This window comes from Geobacillus zalihae (assembly GCF_030414215.1).
Lineage (GTDB): Bacteria > Bacillota > Bacilli > Bacillales > Anoxybacillaceae > Geobacillus > Geobacillus zalihae.
In genome coordinates this window covers 2,664,758-2,683,430 of record NZ_CP129217.1, presented here as the reverse complement: position 1 = coordinate 2,683,430, position 18,673 = coordinate 2,664,758, and the positions used below count along the sequence as shown (strand labels likewise).

The window sequence follows — 18,673 nt, the reverse complement described above, 5'->3', positions numbered from 1 at the left end:
CAATCGGAATTTTCGAAAAACGTTATTGACGGCGCAAAGGTTTCGGATTATTATAATTTTCAAATAAGAGAAACGACTCAATACAATGATCAAGCCGTTCAAAGCAACTGCTGACTGATCAAGGAAGAGGGGAACCGAAGTGGGCGAACAATGGATCTTTTTAAACGGAGAATTTGTGACAAAAGAAAACGCCAAAATTTCCGTGTATGACCATGGATTTTTGTATGGCGACGGGGTATTTGAAGGCATTCGTGTCTATAGCGGCAACGTATTCCGCCTCGAAGAACATATAGATCGGCTATACAATTCCGCGAAATCGATTTTGCTCGACATTCCGTACACGAAGGAAGAAATGATTGGCCACGTGCTCGAAACGATCCGCCGCAACGGCTATCAAGATGCGTACATCCGCCTGGTTGTTTCGCGCGGGGTCGGCGATTTAGGACTGGATCCGTACAAATGCAAAACGCCGCAAATCGTGATTATCGTCGAGCCGCTCGCGCTCTTCCCGAAGCATTTATATGAAACCGGCATCGAAGTGGTGACAGTGGCGACGCGCCGCAACCGCTCTGATGTGCTGAGCCCGAAAGTCAAATCGCTCAACTACCTAAACAATGTGCTTGTCAAAATCGAGGCGCATTTGGCGAACGTAAGCGAAGCGCTGATCTTAAACGATCAAGGCTATGTCGCGGAAGGTTCGGGAGACAATGTTTTCATCATCAAAAACGGCGTCATTTACACGCCGCCTGGGTATGTCGGGGCGCTTGAAGGCATTACGCGCCAAGCGATCATCGAAATCGCGGAGGATCTCGGCTATACGGTGAAAGAGGAGCCGTTTACCCGCCATGACGTCTATGTCGCGGATGAAGTGTTTTTGACGGGGACGGCGGCCGAAGTCATTTCGGTCATTAAAGTCGATGGCCGGACGATCGGCGACGGGACGCCGGGACCGCATACCAAGCGGTTGCTTGAAGAATTCCGCCGCCGCGTGGTCGTCGAAGGAGTAAAGGTGTATCCGACGAACGCCAATGTCGGTTGATCGTCCATGACAAGTGGATAGCGAAAAAGCGTTGACGAGGATAAGTAGTCAGCGGGGCCAACATCCACAGAGAGCCGGGGGAGCTGCGAACCGGTGATGTTGCCGCTTGATGAACTCACCTCTGAGCGCCAGCCTGAACGCCGGACGGCTAGTAGGGCTGGACGAGTGGAGACGCGCGCTTCACTCGTTACCAAAATGAGCGGCCGGCTTCGGCTGGCCGCTCCTGAGGCGGCCGTCACGGCCGTGAAGAAGGGTGGTACCGCGGAAAGGAAACCTTTTCGCCCCTTTGGCTGGAAATGACAGCCATCGTGGGCGGAAAGGTTTTTTATATGGATGACAAATCACAGGGAGGATCGACGATGACAAAAATGAAAGTCGAGGAACAAGAAAAAGCGAGGACGAAGGCGAGAATGAGCGGGTCGCTGATGCTCATTGAAGCGCTCAAGGAAGAAAAAGTCGAAGTCATCTTCGGCTATCCAGGGGGGGCGGTGCTCCCGCTGTATGACGAGTTGTATAAAGCCGGCGTGTTCCACGTGCTGACGCGGCATGAGCAAGGGGCCATCCATGCGGCGGAAGGATATGCGCGCATTTCTGGAAAACCGGGGGTCGTCATCGCCACCTCCGGCCCGGGAGCGACCAACATCGTCACCGGGTTGACCGACGCGATGATGGATTCGCTGCCGCTCGTCGTCTTTACCGGGCAAGTGGCGACAAGCGTCATCGGTTCGGATGCGTTTCAGGAGGCGGACGTTGTCGGCATTACGATGCCGATTACGAAACACAACTACCAAGTGCGCGACATCAGCGAGCTGCCGAGAATCATTAAAGAGGCGTTTCACATCGCGACGACCGGGCGCCCCGGACCGGTGTTGATCGATATTCCAAAAGACATTACGACGGCCGAAGGGGAGTTTGATTACGATCAAGACGTTCATTTGCCTGGCTATCAGCCGACGACGCAGCCGAACCATTGGCAAATCCGCCGGCTTGTCGAGGCGGTCAGCCAATCAAAGCGGCCGGTCATTTTAGCCGGCGCTGGCGTCTTGCACGCCAATGCGTCCAATGAATTGCGGCAATACGCCGAACAGCAAAACATTCCGGTCATTCATACGCTCCTTGGCCTTGGCGGTTTCCCGGCAGACCATCCGCTTTTCTTGGGGATGGCGGGCATGCACGGGACGTACACGGCGAACATGGCGCTCTATGAGTGCGATTTGCTTATCAACATCGGCGCCCGTTTTGACGACCGGGTCACCGGCAACTTGAAATACTTCGCGCCAAAGGCGACTGTCGCTCATATCGACATCGACCCGGCGGAAATCGGCAAAAACGTGCCGACCAAAATTCCGATTGTCAGCGACGCCAAAGCGGCGCTGCAGGAACTGATCGCCCAGCAAGGCAAACCGGCTGACAACGCGGCGTGGCTCGAACAGCTCAATGAGTGGAAGCGGCGCTTCCCGCTCCATTACGAGCCGGAAGCCGGGACGATCAAGCCGCAAAAGCTTGTCGAAATGATTTACGAATTGACAAATGGCGAAGCGATCGTCACAACGGACGTCGGCCAGCACCAAATGTGGGCGGCGCAATATTACAAGTTCAATCGACCGCACCGGTGGGTGACGTCCGGGGGGCTCGGCACGATGGGCTTCGGGCTTCCGGCAGCGATCGGCGCCCAGCTCGCCGACCGGAGCGCTACGGTCGTTTCGATCGTCGGCGACGGCGGCTTCCAAATGACGTTCCAAGAACTGTCGGTCATTCAAGAGCTGGGGTTGCCAATTAAAATCGTCATCGTCAACAACCAGGCGCTCGGCATGGTGCGGCAATGGCAGGAGCTGTTTTACGAAAAACGGTACTCCCATTCGCTCATCCCGAATCAGCCGGATTTTGTAAAACTCGCTGAAGCATACGGCATACCGGGGCTGCGGGCGAAGACGGAGGCGGAAGCAGCTGAAGTGTTAAAACAAGCGTTTGCGATGGATGGGCCGGTGCTGCTTGATTTCCATGTCCGCGCCGACGAGAACGTGTATCCGATGGTGGCGCCCGGCAAAGGGCTTCATGAAATGGTGGGGGTGAAAGCGTGCGAAGAATTATCACGATGACGGTCAACAACCGCCCGGGCGTGTTAAACCGCATTACCGGGCTGTTTACGAAGCGGCATTACAATATCGAAAGCATTACGGTCGGGCATACGGAAATCGAGGGCGTTTCGCGGATGACGTTCGTCGTCAACGTTGACGATGAACGGACGGCGGAGCAAATCATTAAGCAGCTGAACAAGCAGATTGATGTGTTGAAGGTGAATGACATCACCGACCAAGCGATCGTCGCCCGCGAGCTGGCGCTCATTAAAGTTGCCGCTCCTCCGGCGGTCCGCCAGGAAATTTACACGCTCATCGAGCCGTTCCGCGCCTCGATCGTCGACGTAAGCAAAGACAGCCTCGTCATTCAAGTGACCGGCGAGCCGGAGAAAGTCGAGGCGTTGATTGAACTATTGCGCCCGTACGGCATTAAGGAAGTGGCGCGCACGGGAACAACCGCGTTCACCCGCGGGGCGCAAAAAGCGACCACGAACCAGAAAACGGCGTTTATCATTTAACAACCATCAATACAAAACCGCACCCATGCGCAGTCATGGCGCCATCGCAGCATTTGCGCTGTTTCTTGACCAACATTTATCTACAGGACAAAGGAGAGGGTAATCATGGCAAAAGTCTACTATAACGGGGATGCAAACGAACAATATTTGCAAGGGAAAACGGTCGCGATCATCGGCTACGGCTCACAAGGCCACGCCCATGCGCAAAACTTGCGCGACAGCGGCGTCCGCGTCATCGTCGGGCTGCGAAAAGGAAAATCGTGGGAGCAAGCAGAGCAAGACGGGTTTGAGGTGTATTCCGTCCGCGAAGCGGCGAAGCAGGCTGATATCGTCATGGTGCTGTTGCCGGATGAGAAGCAGCCGGCCGTGTACAAAGAGGAAATCGAGCCGGAACTCGAGCCAGGCAATGCGCTTGTGTTTGCGCACGGCTTTAACATCCATTTCAGCCAAATCGTCCCGCCGAATCATGTTGACGTCTTCTTGGTTGCGCCGAAAGGCCCAGGCCATCTCGTGCGGCGCACATATACGGAAGGAGCGGGCGTGCCGGCGCTCATCGCCGTCTACCAAGATGTGACCGGACACGCGAGAGAAACGGCGCTCGCCTACGCGAAAGCGATCGGCGCTGCTCGAGCTGGGGTGTTGGAGACGACGTTCAAAGAAGAGACGGAAACCGACTTGTTCGGTGAACAAGCGGTGCTGTGCGGTGGGCTGACGGCGCTCATCAAAGCCGGGTTTGAAACGCTCGTTGAAGCCGGGTATCAGCCGGAAGTCGCCTATTTTGAGTGTTTGCATGAGATGAAGCTCATCGTCGATCTCCTTTACGAAGGCGGTTTGTCGTGGATGCGCTATTCGATTTCCGATACGGCGCAATGGGGCGACTTTATCACCGGCCCGCGCATTATTAACGACGCTGTGAAAGCGGAAATGAAAAAGGTGCTCGATGACATTCAAACGGGCAAATTCGCGAAGAGCTGGATTTTGGAAAACCAAGCGAACCGTCCGGAGTTCAACGCCATCAACCGGCGTGAGAATGAGCATTTGATTGAGATTGTCGGACGCGAACTGCGAAGCATGATGCCGTTTGTGAAGGCAAAACAAGTCGAGGCGGTGGTGCCAGGTGCGAAAAATTAAGTTTTTTGATACCACATTGCGTGACGGGGAACAATCTGCTGGTGTGAACTTGAATTTGCAAGAAAAGTTGGAAATTGCCCGTCAGCTTGAACGGCTGCGGGTTGACATCATCGAGGCGGGTTTCCCCGCCTCATCGAAAGGCGATTTTGAGGCGGTCAAACAAATCGCCGAAACGGTGAGAACATGCTCGGTCACCGGGCTGTCGCGCTCGGTCCGAAGCGATATTGATGCGGCGTGGGAGGCGTTAAAAGGCGGCGCGGAGCCGCGGCTCCACCTATTCATCGCCACCTCGCCGATCCATATGGTGCATAAATTGCGGATGACGCCGGAACAAGTGATTGAAGCGGCGGTTGAGGCGGTGAAATACGCGAAGCGCTTTTTCCCGATCGTCCAATGGTCGGCGGAAGATGCGTGCCGAAGCGAGTTGCCGTTTTTGGCGAAAATCGTCGCCGAAGTGATCAAAGCCGGCGCCTCGGTGATCAACATTCCGGATACGGTCGGCTATATTACGCCGAAAGAATACGGGGAAATTTTCCTCTATTTGCAAAACAATGTTCCGAATATTGAAAATGTTTCACTCTCCGCTCATTGTCATGATGACTTGGGCATGGCGGTGGTGAACTCGCTATCGGCCATTGAACATGGAGCGACGCAGGTCGAGTGCACAATCAACGGCATCGGCGAGCGGGCCGGCAATGCGGCGCTTGAGGAAATCGCTGTGGCCCTTCACATCCGCAAAGACTACTATCAAGTGGAAACGCGCCTCAATTTGCAGGAAATTAAGCGCACAAGCAATCTTGTCAGCAAGCTGACCGGGGTCGTCGTTCCACCCAACAAAGCGGTCGTCGGCAAAAATGCGTTTGCCCACGAATCGGGCATCCATCAAGACGGCGTCTTAAAAGAAAAAACGACATACGAAATCATTTCGCCGGAGCTCGTCGGCGTGCCGTCGAATTCGATGGTGCTCGGCAAACATTCCGGCCGCCATGCGCTTCGCAACCGGGTCGAGGAGCTCGGCTACACGTTGTCCGATGAAGAAATCAATCAGCTGTTTGTCCGTTTTAAAGAATTGGCTGACAAAAAGAAGGACATTACCGATGATGATTTAATCGCGTTGATTTTCGAAGAGAAGTTCGACCACTTTAAAGATTTTTACCAATTGTCTTCCATCCAAGTGCAATACGGGACGAATCAAATTCCGACAGCGGTCGTTGTACTGAAAGACGGGAAGGGGAATGAAATCCAAGAAGCGGCGACCGGCGCGGGCAGCGTCGAGGCGCTGTACAATACATTGGAACGTTGCTTCCAAACGCCGGTGACGCTGCTTGACTACCGGATCGAATCGGTCGGCGGCGGCCGCGATGCGTTGGCCCAAGTGTTCGTCAAAGTGCGCGCCCATGACATCGAGACGAGCGGGCGCGGCACTGCACAAGACGTGTTGGAAGCATCGGCGAAAGCGTACATCAACGCCATCAACCGTGTGTTTATGATCGAAGCGATGCGCGGCGAAAACGAGAAAGTGGCAACACCATAAAACGGGGGGATTCAGAATGGGAAACTATCGGATTGCCGTCTTGCCAGGGGATGGCATCGGCAAAGAAGTGACGTCCGGAGCGGTCGAGGTATTGAAAGCGGTCGGCATCCGGTTTGGCCACGAGTTTACGTTTGAATATGGATTGATCGGTGGAGCGGCGATCGATGAGGCGGGGACGCCGCTCCCCGAGGAAACGCTCCGCCTTTGCCGAGAAAGCGATGCGGTGCTGCTTGGGGCGGTCGGCGGTCCGAAGTGGGATGACAACCCTCCGCATTTGCGCCCGGAAAAAGGATTGCTTGCCATTCGCAAGCAGCTCGACTTATATGCCAACTTGCGGCCGGTTGTTTGCTATGACAGTTTGGTTTCCGCTTCGCCGTTAAAACCGGATCTCGTGCAAGGCGTCGATTTTGTCATCGTCCGCGAGCTGACCGGCGGCATTTACTTCGGCCAGCCGAGCGGCCGCGTCGTCGAAAACGGCGAAGAAAAAGCAGTGGACACCTTGCTATATAAAAAGGAAGAAATTGAGCGGATCGTCCGCATGGCGTTTATACTCGCACGCGGGCGGAAGAAAAAAGTGACTTCGGTCGACAAGGCGAACGTCCTTTCGTCAAGCCGTCTATGGCGGGAAGTGGCCGAAGAGGTGGCGAAGCAGTTTCCGGACGTCACGCTTGAGCATATGCTTGTTGACAATGCCGCGATGCAGCTCATCCGTGCGCCGAAGCAGTTTGATGTCATTGTGACAGAAAACATGTTTGGCGACATTTTAAGCGATGAAGCCTCCATGTTGTCCGGTTCGCTCGGGATGCTGCCGTCAGCCAGCTTATCCGCTTCCGGTCCGAGCTTGTATGAGCCGGTGCACGGTTCAGCGCCTGATATCGCCGGCATGAACAAAGCCAATCCGATTGCGGCGATTTTGTCAGCTGCGATGATGCTTCGCCTGTCGTTCGGGCTCACCGCGGAAGCGGAGGCGGTCGAGCACGCGGTGCGGCAGGCGCTCGATCAAGGTTTGCGCACTGCCGACTTGGCGCCAAGCGGCGGCCGCATCGTATCAACGAACGAAATGGTCGAAGAAATCAAAACAGCGGTGCTGGATTATACGGCCATTGCTCAAATTATGACCGTTTATGCCTAAGACGTGCGAGGTGAAAGCCAATGAAGCCGAAAACGATCATCGATAAAATTTGGGAAAACCACGTCGTCTACCGTGAGGAGGGCAAACCGGATTTATTGTACATCGATTTGCACTTAGTGCATGAAGTGACCTCGCCGCAAGCGTTTGAAGGGTTGCGGCAAAAAGGACGGAAGGTGCGGCGGCCGGATTTGACCTTTGCGACGATGGACCATAACGTGCCGACCGTTAACCGATTTGTGATTACCGACGAAGTGGCGCGCAACCAAATCGCTGCGCTTGAGCGCAACTGCCGCGAGTTCGGCATTCCGCTCGCCGACCTAAACAGCGAAGAGCAAGGAATCGTTCACGTCATCGGCCCAGAGCTCGGGTTGACCCAGCCGGGAAAAACGATCGTTTGCGGCGACAGCCATACGTCGACGCACGGGGCGTTTGGCGCCTTGGCGTTTGGCATCGGCACGAGCGAAGTCGAGCATGTATTGGCGACGCAAACGCTTTGGCAGCATAAGCCGAAAACGCTGCAAATCTGCATCAACGGCCGCCTCGGCAAAGGAGTGACCGCCAAAGACGTCATCTTGGCCATTATCGGCCGCTATGGCGTTGGCGTCGGCACCGGTTATATTATCGAATTTACAGGGGAAGCGATCCGACGCATGTCGATGGAAGAGCGAATGACGATTTGCAACATGTCGATTGAAGCTGGGGCGAGAGCCGGCCTCATCAGCCCGGATGAAACGACGTTTGCCTATTTGCGCGGCCGCAAATATGCGCCAAAAGGCGAGGAGTTTGACAAGGCGGTGGAACGGTGGCGGGCGTTAGCAAGCGATGAGGGGGCGGAATACGATAAAACGATTGAAATCGATGCGTCGACGATCGCTCCGATGGTGACGTGGGGGACGAACCCCGCGATGAGCACTTCCGTCGATGGCGTCGTGCCGCATCCCGAGCAATTTGAAAGCAAAACAGAGCAAAACGCGGTGCGCCGGGCGCTTGAGTACATGGGGCTCAAGCCGGGCACGCCGATTACGGATATTCCGGTGCAGCACGTCTTCATCGGTTCGTGCACCAACTCACGCCTCAGCGATTTGCGCGCGGCGGCGAGCATCGTGAAAGGGAAAAAAGTGGCTCCGGGTGTACGGGCGCTCGTCGTGCCTGGATCGCAGCAAGTGAAAAAACAAGCCGAGGCGGAAGGGTTGGCGCAAATTTTCATCGACGCCGGTTTTGAATGGCGCGACTCCGGCTGCAGCGCCTGTTTGGGCATGAACCCGGACATCATTCCGGAAGGCGAGCACTGTGCGTCAACGTCGAATCGCAACTTTGAAGGGCGGCAAGGAAAAGGGGCGCGCACGCATCTCGTCAGCCCGGTGATGGCCGCGGCGGCTGCGATTTACGGACATTTTGTCGATGTGCGCCAGCTTGAAGCCGAGCCGGTCTGTTAAATTGACGATCGTGATGGCAAAAGAGGCGGCGCGGCATCCTAGGAAGCCGAGCTCCTTTGCCATCAGTGACATCCATAACGGAAGGGGGAAAGGACGATGAAGCCGTTTACGATCCATCGCGGAAAAACCGCCGGCATCGATCGTGCGAATATTGATACCGATCAAATCATTCCAAAGCAGTTTTTGAAACGGATTGAACGCACTGGCTTTGGCCAGTTTCTCTTTTACGATTGGCGGTATTTGAGCGACGGCACGCCAAATCCGGAGTTTGAGCTCAACCGCCCGGAAAACGAAGGGGCGACGATTTTAGTCGCCGATGAAAACTTCGGCTGCGGCTCATCGCGCGAACATGCGCCGTGGGCGCTGCAAGATTACGGATTCCGCGTCATCATTGCCCCATCGTTTGCCGATATTTTTTACAACAACTGCTTAAAAAATGGGCTGTTGCCGATCCGGCTGGATAAAGAGGATGTCCGCTACTTGCTGCGCCAAAGCGAGCGCGCAGACTATGAACTGACGGTTTCGCTTGAAGAACAGCGGGTATTTGACGATGAAGGATTTTCGCGTCCGTTTGACATCGACCCGTATCGAAAACAGCTGTTGCTAAAAGGATGGGACGAAATTGATTTGACGTTTGTGTACGAAGCGCATATCGCCGCCTACGAACGACGGCATTGTCCACGGCCGTAAGCGCCATGTGTTCCGGGCGGCAAGGAGAGATGGGTTGCTCTGCCAATCGGCGGGAGCAGCCTTTTTCGCGTTTGACGGCGTCTGCGTCCAGAGGCCGGCTGCTTTTCGGCAAACAAGCGGCTTGTGTTACCCAGCAAGACGCGGGTTGTTTCGCGAGGGAAAACTTGTTACACTGATGGTAAATGCAAATGGGAGCGGGCGAAGATGGCCGGGAAAAAAGGAAAAATCATCATGTTTCCGCAAACAAAAGAACGGCTTATGGAAGAGGCGTTTGCTGCGCTCGAGGCGAAGCGATATAAAGAAGCGCTCCGCTTTTTGCGCGCCGCCGAACAGCTTGGCGACCACAGCTTTCCGGTTCGGCTTGGGCTGGCTGTCTGTTGCTATGAGCTTGGGGAATATGATGAGGCGGAGCGGCGTCTTGCCGGTTTGCTTGACGAGCAACCGGGCAACGGTGAACTGTTGCAAATGTATATTGCCATATTGTTGCAAACGAATCGATACAGCAAGGCCGAAACCGTGATCCGCCACGCCTTGCGCCGTCCGTCGCTATCCGTTTCGCTGCGCGAACAGCTTCACCAGCTGCTTCGATTCAGTGAAAAAATGAATGCCCGCACGCTTCCGCCCGCGGAGTGGAAGCGGGTGAGACGGCTGCTTGAGTCCGGGGACATTGCTGAGCAGCTGCAACTGATTAAACAACTGGAAAAAGAAGACATCGATCCGGTGCTGCCGTTGCTCAAGCAATATTTACGCGCACCGGAAAAAAGCCCGATGGCGAAAACGATGCTTCTTCGCCTGTTGACAGGGAAGCGAGTCAATGAAACGGTGACGGTTGAAAAATTTGGCCGTTGCATGGAGGTCGTCCCGTCAGCGTTGGACGAACAGACGGAAACGGAATTTGCTTCCGAACTGCTGGGCCGGCTTGAGCAGCAGCTCGCGGCGGAAAGCCCGAGCTTATACGAAACGGCGGCGGAAATTTGGCTTCGCTATGCATATGTGTTGTATCCGTTTCCGCCGGAGCCGGCGGATGCAGCGGCCTGGCTTGCTGCTCTCCATTGGATGGCGAGCCGGTTTTTAGGCTTGGATGCTGACGCGGCCGCCTTGGCCGACCGCTACGGTGTGGAGGCGGCGGAGATGGCAAGGCTTTGCCAAAAACTATATGAAATAGAGGAACTTTCCTCCCTCTAATGGCTCGTTCTCTGTTGAAACATGGCTGTTGTATGGTATAATATAATGGCTGTGCTATGTATCTGTTTTCGCATACTTGTCTACATAATCGGGCATCATAAAAAGATCTGGACAAGCGGAGTGCGCTATGGTCCGAGCAATGATTTCAGGTGGAGGGAACAAGGATGTCAGTCAAATGGGAAAAGCTTGAAGGGAACGAAGGCGTATTGACCGTTGAGGTCGACGCCGAGAAAGTGAACAAAGGCTTGGACGCCGCGTTTAAAAAAGTGGTGAAAAACATCACGCTTCCGGGCTTCCGCAAGGGGAAAGTGCCGCGCGTTCTGTTTGAAAAACGCTTCGGCGTCGAAGCGCTCTATCAAGATGCGCTCGACATTTTGCTGCCAGAGGCGTATGCCAAAGCCGTCGAAGAGGCAGGCATCGAACCGGTGTCAATGCCGGAGATTGACATTGAGCAAATGGAAAAAGGCAAAAGCTTAATTTTCAAAGCGAAAGTGACCGTAAAGCCGGAAGTGAAGCTCGGTCAATACAAAGGGCTTGAAGTGGAAAAAATGGATACAACCGTGACGGACGAAGATGTCGAAAACGAACTGAAACGCCTGCAAGAAGATTACGCTGAACTTGTCGTGAAAGAAGACGGGACAGTGGAAAACGGTGATACGGTCGTCATCGATTTCGAAGGATTTGTCGACGGCGAGCCGTTTGAAGGCGGCAAGGCGGAGAACTATTCGCTTGAAATCGGTTCTGGAACGTTCATTCCGGGGTTTGAAGAACAGCTTGTCGGCATGAAAGCCGGCGAGGAAAAAGAAATCCAAGTCACATTCCCGGATGAATACCACGCGAAGCAATTGGCCGGCAAACCGGCGACGTTCAAAGTGCAAGTGCATGAAGTGAAAGCGAAACAGTTGCCGGCGCTTGACGATGAGTTTGCCAAAGACGTCGATGAAGAAGTCGAAACGCTTGACGAACTGAAGGCGAAAATTCGCGCCCGTTTGGAAGAGGAGAAAAAGAACGAGGCGGAGACTGCCTTGCGCAATGCGGTTGTCGAAAAAGCGGCAGCCAACGCCGAAATGGATATTCCAGAGGTCATGATCAAAAATGAAACCGACCGGATGCTTCGCGAATTTGACCAACGCCTGCAAATGCAAGGTCTGAACTTGCAGTTGTATTACCAATTCTCCGGCCAAGATGAAGCGTCGTTGCGCGAGCAAATGAAAGAAGATGCCGAAAAACGGGTGCGCGCGGCGTTGACGCTTGAAGCGATCGCGAAGGCCGAAAACATTGAAGTAACCGACGAGGAAGTAAACAAAGAGCTCGAAAAAATGGCGGAAGTCTACAAGCTGAGCGTGGACAAGCTGAAAGAGCTGCTCGGCAGCTTAGATGGCGTCAAAGAAGATTTGAAATGGCGGAAAACAGTCGATTTTCTTGTAGAGCACAGCAAGGTTGCGGCATAATATATCTTAAGGAAGGAACAAGGCGCGAGACTTCGTGCCTTGTTCTTTATCCACAACCATGGCGCCTGAACGGCAATTTTCAAACTTTTCCAAATGGACGACGGTTTTTTCATTCGCTTTCTCAGGAACATGTATGGTAAAATAGCGAATACATACATTTTTACGACATAAGAGATGGCGGACATGGATACATAAGCAGGCGCGATTTCGTTGGCAAGGGGTGAAATGACATGTTTAAGTTTAATGATGAAAAAGGGCAATTGAAATGTTCGTTCTGCGGCAAAACACAAGACCAAGTCCGAAAGCTCGTTGCCGGTCCGGGGGTTTACATTTGCGACGAGTGCATTGAGCTATGCACGGAAATTGTTGAAGAGGAGCTCGGCAATGAAGAGGAATTTGAATTTAAAGACGTGCCGAAACCGTTGGAAATTCGGGAAATTCTAGATGAGTACGTCATCGGTCAAGATGAGGCGAAAAAATCGCTCGCCGTTGCGGTTTACAATCATTATAAACGGATCAATTCCGGCAGCAAAATCGATGATGTCGAGCTGTCGAAAAGCAACATTTTGATGATCGGGCCGACCGGGAGCGGGAAAACGCTGCTGGCGCAAACACTGGCGCGCATTTTGAACGTGCCGTTTGCCATCGCCGATGCCACCTCGCTTACAGAGGCCGGCTATGTTGGCGAAGACGTCGAAAACATTTTGTTAAAGCTCATCCAAGCGGCTGATTATGACGTCGAACGGGCGGAAAAAGGCATTATTTACATCGATGAAATTGACAAAATCGCCCGCAAATCGGAAAACCCTTCCATCACTCGCGACGTATCCGGCGAAGGGGTGCAACAGGCGCTGCTCAAGATTTTAGAAGGCACCATTGCCAGCGTTCCGCCGCAGGGCGGCCGCAAACATCCGCATCAAGAATTCATTCAAATCGATACGACGAACATTTTGTTCATTTGCGGTGGAGCGTTTGATGGCATTGAGCCGATCATCAAGCGCCGTCTTGGCAAAAAAGTGATCGGTTTTGGCGCGGAAATGAACCAGACGGATGTCGACGAGAAAAACTTGTTGTCGAAAGTGCTGCCGGAAGACTTGCTCAAATTCGGACTTATTCCGGAGTTCATCGGCCGTCTGCCGGTCATTACGACGCTCGAGCCGCTCGACGAACAGGCGTTGATCGACATTTTGACGAAACCGAAAAATGCCATTGTGAAGCAATACCAAAAAATGCTGGAGCTTGACGGCGTTGAGCTCGAGTTTGAAGAAGCGGCGCTCCGTGAAATCGCGAAAAAAGCGATTGAGCGGAAAACGGGCGCGCGCGGCCTTCGCTCGATCATCGAAGGCATTATGCTCGATGTGATGTTTGAGCTGCCGTCGCGCGAAGATGTGCAAAAGTGCATCATCACGCTCGACACGGTGCGCGGCACAAAGCCGCCGACGCTGATCCGTCATGATGGCACCGTCATCGAGCTGGAACGGAAAACATCTGCCTGATGGGAAAACCGCCTTTTTTCGGCGGTTTCTTTTTTTGCCGCCCATGCCCCGCGCGCCCGCTGGCGCTTTTTTGGTTTATTCCCGCCAGTTCGCGGAGATACTATCATACTACATACCATCTAAAGGCAGGAGGATATCGGGGCATGGATTGGACGAACATCGTACTGGTCATCCAGCTGTTTTTCGGGGTCATCATCGGCCTTTATTTTTGGAATTTGCTAAGAGGGCAGCGTGTGCAAAAAGTTTCGATTGATAAAGAGTCGCGCAAAGAGATGGAACAACTCCGCAAGCTGCGTTCGATTTCGCTCACCGAGCCGCTGGCGGAAAAAGTGCGGCCGAAAAGTTTTGACGACATCGTCGGTCAGGAAGACGGCATCAAGGCGTTAAAAGCTGCTTTATGCGGCCCCAACCCGCAACATGTCATCATTTACGGGCCGCCCGGCGTCGGCAAGACGGCAGCTGCTCGGCTCGTGCTTGAGGAAGCGAAAAAAAATCCGCTCTCCCCGTTTAAGAAAAATGCGGTATTCGTGGAGCTTGACGCGACGACGGCGCGCTTTGACGAGCGCGGCATCGCCGACCCCCTCATCGGCTCGGTGCACGACCCGATTTACCAAGGGGCCGGGGCGATGGGGCAAGCCGGCATTCCTCAGCCGAAGCAAGGGGCGGTGACGAACGCCCACGGGGGCGTTTTATTCATCGACGAAATCGGCGAGCTTCATCCGATCCAAATGAACAAGTTGTTGAAAGTGCTTGAGGACCGGAAAGTATTTTTTGAAAGCGCCTATTACAGCAAAGAAAATCCGCAAATCCCAAGCCATATTCACGATATTTTCCAAAATGGACTGCCGGCTGATTTCCGTCTTGTCGGGGCGACGACGCGCACGCCGAACGAAATTCCTCCGGCCATTCGCTCTCGCTGCCTGGAAGTATTTTTCCGTGAATTGGACCAAGATGAAATCGCCCTCATCGCGAAAAAGGCGGCGGAAAAAATCCGCTTGAACGTGTCAGAAAGCGGCATTCGCCTCCTTGCCGCCTATGCGCGCAACGGGCGGGAGGCGGTCAACATGATGCAAATTGCCGCTGGCCTAGCCATCACGGAAAACCGAGAACACATTTTGGACAAAGATATTGAATGGGTCATTCAATCGAGCCAAATGACTCCGCGCTATGAGAAGAAAATCGCTTCCGCTCCGGCGGTCGGCGTCGTCAATGGCCTTGCCGTGTACGGCCCGAACACCGGCGCGCTGTTGGAAATTGAGGTGACCGCTTTGCCGGCCAAAGGGAAAGGGTCGATCAATGTCACCGGCATTGTCGAGGAGGAAAGCATCGGCAGTGCAGAAAAATCGGTGCGGCGCAAAAGCATGGCGCGCGGCTCGGCGGAAAACGTCATTACGGTGTTGCGGGCGATGGGCGTGCCAGCGGACCGCTACGACATTCATGTCAACTTTCCGGGCGGGGTGCCGGTTGACGGCCCGTCAGCCGGGGTGGCGATTGCCGTCGGCATTTATTCCGCCATCTACCAGCTGCCAGTCGATCATACGGTCGCGATGACCGGAGAAATCAGCATCCGTGGCTGCGTGAAACCGGTCGGCGGCGTGTTCGCCAAAATCAAAGCGGCCAAACAAGCCGGGGCGAAAAAAGTCATCATCCCGATTGAGAATATGCAATCGTTGCTAGGCGAAGTCAGCGGCATTCAAATCATCGCCGTCCGCCGCCTCGAGGAAGTGCTCGTCCATGTGTTCGGCGAAGAGGCGCTCCGCCGAGGCCCCGCGCTGCTGCCAGCGGCTATGGACCGCTCGGAGAAAAAGCTCGTCTAGCCAAAGGAAACGGCGGCAAGGCGAACGGTTGGCAACGAAAGCGGGCGGTCCGCTCGCAACCGAGTCGGGCGGTTCGCCCGGCCTCTCTTTTATGTACGGCTTCGGCGCAAGCGGATCGTCGCTGAAGTCGGTTTTTCTTTGCCTGCAGACGGAGCGCCGCGCGCTTTTTCGTTCGTCAAATTTTACAAACCCTGCTGCCGTACTATACAATAAACGAATAGAAGCGAGAGATGGAGGTGTTCGGCGTGAACGGAAAGAAAAAGGAGACGGTCGTTCCGCTTTTGCCGCTGCGTGGGCTGCTCGTGTTTCCGACGATGGTGCTCCATTTGGATGTCGGGCGCGAGAAATCGGTCAAAGCGCTCGAACAAGCCATGGTTGAGGATCATATGATTTTGCTGACGTCGCAAAAAGACGTTGCCATCGACGAACCGGACATGGATGACTTATATAAAATGGGAACGATCGCGCGCGTCAAGCAACTTCTAAAACTCCCGAACGGCACGTTCCGCGTGCTTGTCGAAGGCGTCGCTCGGGCGCTCATTACGGAAGTGATCAGCGAGGAGCCGTACTTTCTCGTCAAAGTCGAAAAGTTTGCTGATCGGGCGGCGAAAGATTTAGAAGATGAGGCGCTCAAGCGGACGATGCTTGAATATTTCGAGCAGTACATAAACTTGTCCAAGCGGCTGTCGGTCGACATTTACGCCTCGATCGTCGACATCGATGAGCCGGGGCGAATGGCGGACATCATCGCCTCGCACTTGCCGCTTAAGCTTGAGGAAAAGCAGCGCATTTTAGAAACGATCGACGTGAAAGAGCGCCTCAATAAAATCATCCAAATTTTGCACAACGAAAAAGAAGTGCTCCAGCTTGAGAAAAAGATCAGCGCCCGCGTCAAGCAGTCGATGGAGCGGACGCAAAAAGAGTATTATTTGCGCGAGCAAATGAAGGCGATTCAAAAAGAGCTTGGCGAAAAAGAAGGAAAAACGGGCGAAGTCGAGGAGCTGAAAGAAAAAATCGAGGCGGCCGGCATGCCGGAGCATGTGAAACAAACGGCATTGAAAGAGCTTGACCGCTATGAAAAAATTCCGGCGACCTCAGCGGAAAGCGCAGTCATTCGCAACTACCTCGATTGGCTCATCGCCTTGCCGTGGTCGAAAGAAACGGAAGACATCCACGACATTAAGCGGGCGGAAGCGATTTTAAACGAGGAGCATTACGGGCTCGATAAAGTGAAAGAACGGGTGCTTGAATTTTTATCCGTCAAGCAGCTGACGAAATCGTTAAAAGGTCCGATTCTTTGCCTCGCCGGACCGCCGGGGGTCGGCAAAACGTCGCTCGCCCGCTCGATCGCCAAAGCGCTCGGCCGCCGCTTCGTCCGCGTTTCGCTCGGCGGCGTCCGCGACGAATCGGAAATTCGCGGCCATCGCCGCACGTATGTCGGCGCCATGCCGGGACGCATTATCCAGGGGATGAAAAAAGCAGGCACGATCAACCCCGTCTTCTTGCTTGATGAAATCGACAAAATGTCGAGCGATTTCCGCGGCGATCCATCGGCGGCCATGCTGGAGGTGCTGGATCCAGAGCAAAATCATACGTTCAGCGACCATTACATTGAAGAGCCGTACGATCTATCGAAAGTCATGTTTATCGCCACGGCCAACCATTTGGCGGCGATTCCGCAGCCGCTCTTGGACCGGATGGAAGTGATCCACATACCAGGCTACACAGAAGTGGAGAAGCTGCATATCGCCAAGCGGCATTTGCTGCCGAAACAAATCACCGAGCACGGGCTGAAAAAGGCGGCGTTGCAAATTCGCGATGACGCGATGCTCGATATCATCCGCCATTATACGCGCGAAGCCGGGGTGCGGGAGCTTGAGCGGCAGCTCGCCGCTATCTGCCGAAAAGCGGCCCGCCTCATCGTTTCCGGCGAGAAAAAGCGGGTTGTGATCACAGAAAACAATCTTGAGGAATTTTTAGGGAAGCGAAAATACCGCTACGGCCGAGCGGAGGCGGAAGACCAAGTTGGCGTGGCGACCGGGCTGGCGTATACGGCGTTTGGCGGCGATACGCTCGCCATCGAAGTGTCGCTCGCGCCAGGCAATGGGAAACTCGTGCTGACCGGCAAGCTCGGCGATGTCATGAAAGAATCAGCGCAAGCGGCGTTCAGCTACGTGCGGTCGCGCGCTGAGGAGCTTGACATTGATCCGAAGTTCCATGAGAAATATGATATTCACATCCACGTTCCGGAAGGAGCGGTGCCGAAAGACGGGCCATCGGCCGGCATTACGATTGCGACCGCACTCATTTCCGCTTTGACGGGCAAGCCGGTGAGCCGCTTTGTCGGCATGACCGGGGAAATTACGCTGCGCGGCCGCGTTCTTGCGATCGGGGGGCTGAAAGAGAAAACGTTAAGCGCCCATCGTGCCGGATTGAAAACCGTCATTTTGCCGAAAGACAATGAAAAAGATTTGGCTGACATTCCGGAAACGGTGAAGCGCGACTTGCGCTTTGTGCTTGTCTCTCATCTCGATGAGGTGCTGCCGCACGCGCTGGTGGGGTGGAAGCGATGAATGTGAAGAAAGCAGAGCTTGTGACCAGTGCCGTCAAGCCGGAACAATATCCGGACGGCGGACGGCCGGAGGTGGCGCTCGCCGGCCGTTCGAACGTCGGCAAATCATCATTCATCAACAAAATGATCAACCGGAAAAACTTGGCGCGCACCTCCTCAAAGCCAGGGAAAACGCAAACGTTGAATTTTTATTTGATTAACGACTCGTTTTACTTTGTGGACGTGCCAGGTTATGGGTTCGCCCGCGTGTCGAAGCAGGAGCGGCAAAAATGGGGGAACATGATGGAGACGTACTTTACGACGCGCGAGGTGCTGAAGGCGGCGGTCCTGCTCGTTGATTTGCGCCATCCGCCGACGAAAGACGATGTGATGATGTACGAGTTTTTAAAACATTACGAGATCCCGGTGATCGTCATTGCGACGAAAGCGGATAAAGTGCCGCGCGGCAAGCATCAAAAACACGTGAAAATCGCGCGCGAGACGCTGCGGATGGCGGACGGCGACCCGCTCATTTTGTTTTCCGCCGAGACCGGACAAGGGAAAGACGAAGCATGGGCGGCGCTTTTGCCGTTTGTGGCCTCATGACGAAAACAC

At 54.4% G+C, this 18,673-nt stretch carries 14 protein-coding genes and 1 other annotated feature; all 14 genes read left to right on the top strand.

Annotation, left to right across the window (positions count from 1 at the left end; translation table 11 throughout):
- Positions 1 to 139: 139 nt before the first annotated feature.
- The gene (gene ilvE, locus QWV57_RS13555) at positions 140 to 1,039 is read left to right on the top strand and encodes a branched-chain-amino-acid transaminase (RefSeq protein WP_011232138.1); all 900 of its coding nucleotides are present in this window, start codon (positions 140 to 142) and stop codon (positions 1,037 to 1,039) included.
- 22 nt (positions 1,040 to 1,061) lie between these two features.
- Positions 1,062 to 1,328 (top strand) — a binding site (T-box leader).
- Between the two features lie 70 nt (positions 1,329 to 1,398).
- A complete protein-coding gene (ilvB, locus tag QWV57_RS13550) occupies positions 1,399 to 3,138 on the top strand; it encodes an acetolactate synthase large subunit (RefSeq protein WP_033004993.1) in 1,740 nt (579 codons plus the stop codon).
- Positions 3,117 to 3,635, top strand: a complete 519-nt coding sequence (gene ilvN, locus QWV57_RS13545; RefSeq protein WP_013144574.1) for an acetolactate synthase small subunit — start codon at positions 3,117 to 3,119, stop codon at positions 3,633 to 3,635. Before ilvB ends, ilvN begins: the two co-directional genes overlap by 22 nt.
- 105 nt (positions 3,636 to 3,740) lie before the next feature.
- Entirely contained in the window at positions 3,741 to 4,766 is a 1,026-nt protein-coding gene (gene ilvC, locus QWV57_RS13540) for a ketol-acid reductoisomerase (RefSeq protein WP_011232135.1), read from the top strand.
- Positions 4,753 to 6,300, top strand: a complete 1,548-nt coding sequence (locus QWV57_RS13535) for a 2-isopropylmalate synthase (protein ID WP_011232134.1) — start codon at positions 4,753 to 4,755, stop codon at positions 6,298 to 6,300. Before ilvC ends, QWV57_RS13535 begins: the two co-directional genes overlap by 14 nt.
- A 16-nt stretch (positions 6,301 to 6,316) precedes the next feature.
- Positions 6,317 to 7,432, top strand: a complete 1,116-nt coding sequence (gene leuB / locus QWV57_RS13530) for a 3-isopropylmalate dehydrogenase (protein WP_011232133.1) — start codon at positions 6,317 to 6,319, stop codon at positions 7,430 to 7,432.
- Between the two features lie 20 nt (positions 7,433 to 7,452).
- The gene (gene leuC / locus QWV57_RS13525; protein ID WP_015375530.1) at positions 7,453 to 8,868 is read left to right on the top strand and encodes a 3-isopropylmalate dehydratase large subunit; all 1,416 of its coding nucleotides are present in this window, start codon (positions 7,453 to 7,455) and stop codon (positions 8,866 to 8,868) included.
- A 96-nt stretch (positions 8,869 to 8,964) separates the two neighbouring features.
- Positions 8,965 to 9,558, top strand: a complete 594-nt coding sequence (gene leuD / locus QWV57_RS13520; RefSeq protein WP_011232131.1) for a 3-isopropylmalate dehydratase small subunit — start codon at positions 8,965 to 8,967, stop codon at positions 9,556 to 9,558.
- Between the two features lie 204 nt (positions 9,559 to 9,762).
- Positions 9,763 to 10,743, top strand: a complete 981-nt coding sequence (locus tag QWV57_RS13515; protein ID WP_033025943.1) for a tetratricopeptide repeat protein — start codon at positions 9,763 to 9,765, stop codon at positions 10,741 to 10,743.
- 164 nt (positions 10,744 to 10,907) lie between these two features.
- Positions 10,908 to 12,194, top strand: a complete 1,287-nt coding sequence (gene tig / locus QWV57_RS13510) for a trigger factor (RefSeq protein WP_060788001.1) — start codon at positions 10,908 to 10,910, stop codon at positions 12,192 to 12,194.
- Between the two features lie 230 nt (positions 12,195 to 12,424).
- Positions 12,425 to 13,690: an ATP-dependent protease ATP-binding subunit ClpX gene (gene clpX / locus QWV57_RS13505; RefSeq protein WP_011232128.1), complete on the top strand. Its 1,266-nt coding sequence runs from the start codon at positions 12,425 to 12,427 to the stop codon at positions 13,688 to 13,690.
- A gap of 143 nt (positions 13,691 to 13,833) precedes the next feature.
- Positions 13,834 to 15,507 carry an ATP-dependent protease LonB gene (lonB, locus tag QWV57_RS13500; protein WP_014196454.1) on the top strand — a complete coding sequence of 558 codons (1,674 nt, stop codon included), beginning with the start codon at positions 13,834 to 13,836 and terminating at the stop codon, positions 15,505 to 15,507.
- Between the two features lie 230 nt (positions 15,508 to 15,737).
- Entirely contained in the window at positions 15,738 to 18,080 is a 2,343-nt protein-coding gene (lon, locus tag QWV57_RS13495; RefSeq protein ID WP_031212304.1) for an endopeptidase La, read from the top strand.
- Positions 18,077 to 18,664: a ribosome biogenesis GTP-binding protein YihA/YsxC gene (gene yihA / locus QWV57_RS13490; RefSeq protein WP_129447345.1), complete on the top strand. Its 588-nt coding sequence runs from the start codon at positions 18,077 to 18,079 to the stop codon at positions 18,662 to 18,664. The genes lon and yihA overlap by 4 nt, the downstream gene beginning before the upstream one ends.
- Positions 18,665 to 18,673 lie beyond the last annotated feature (9 nt).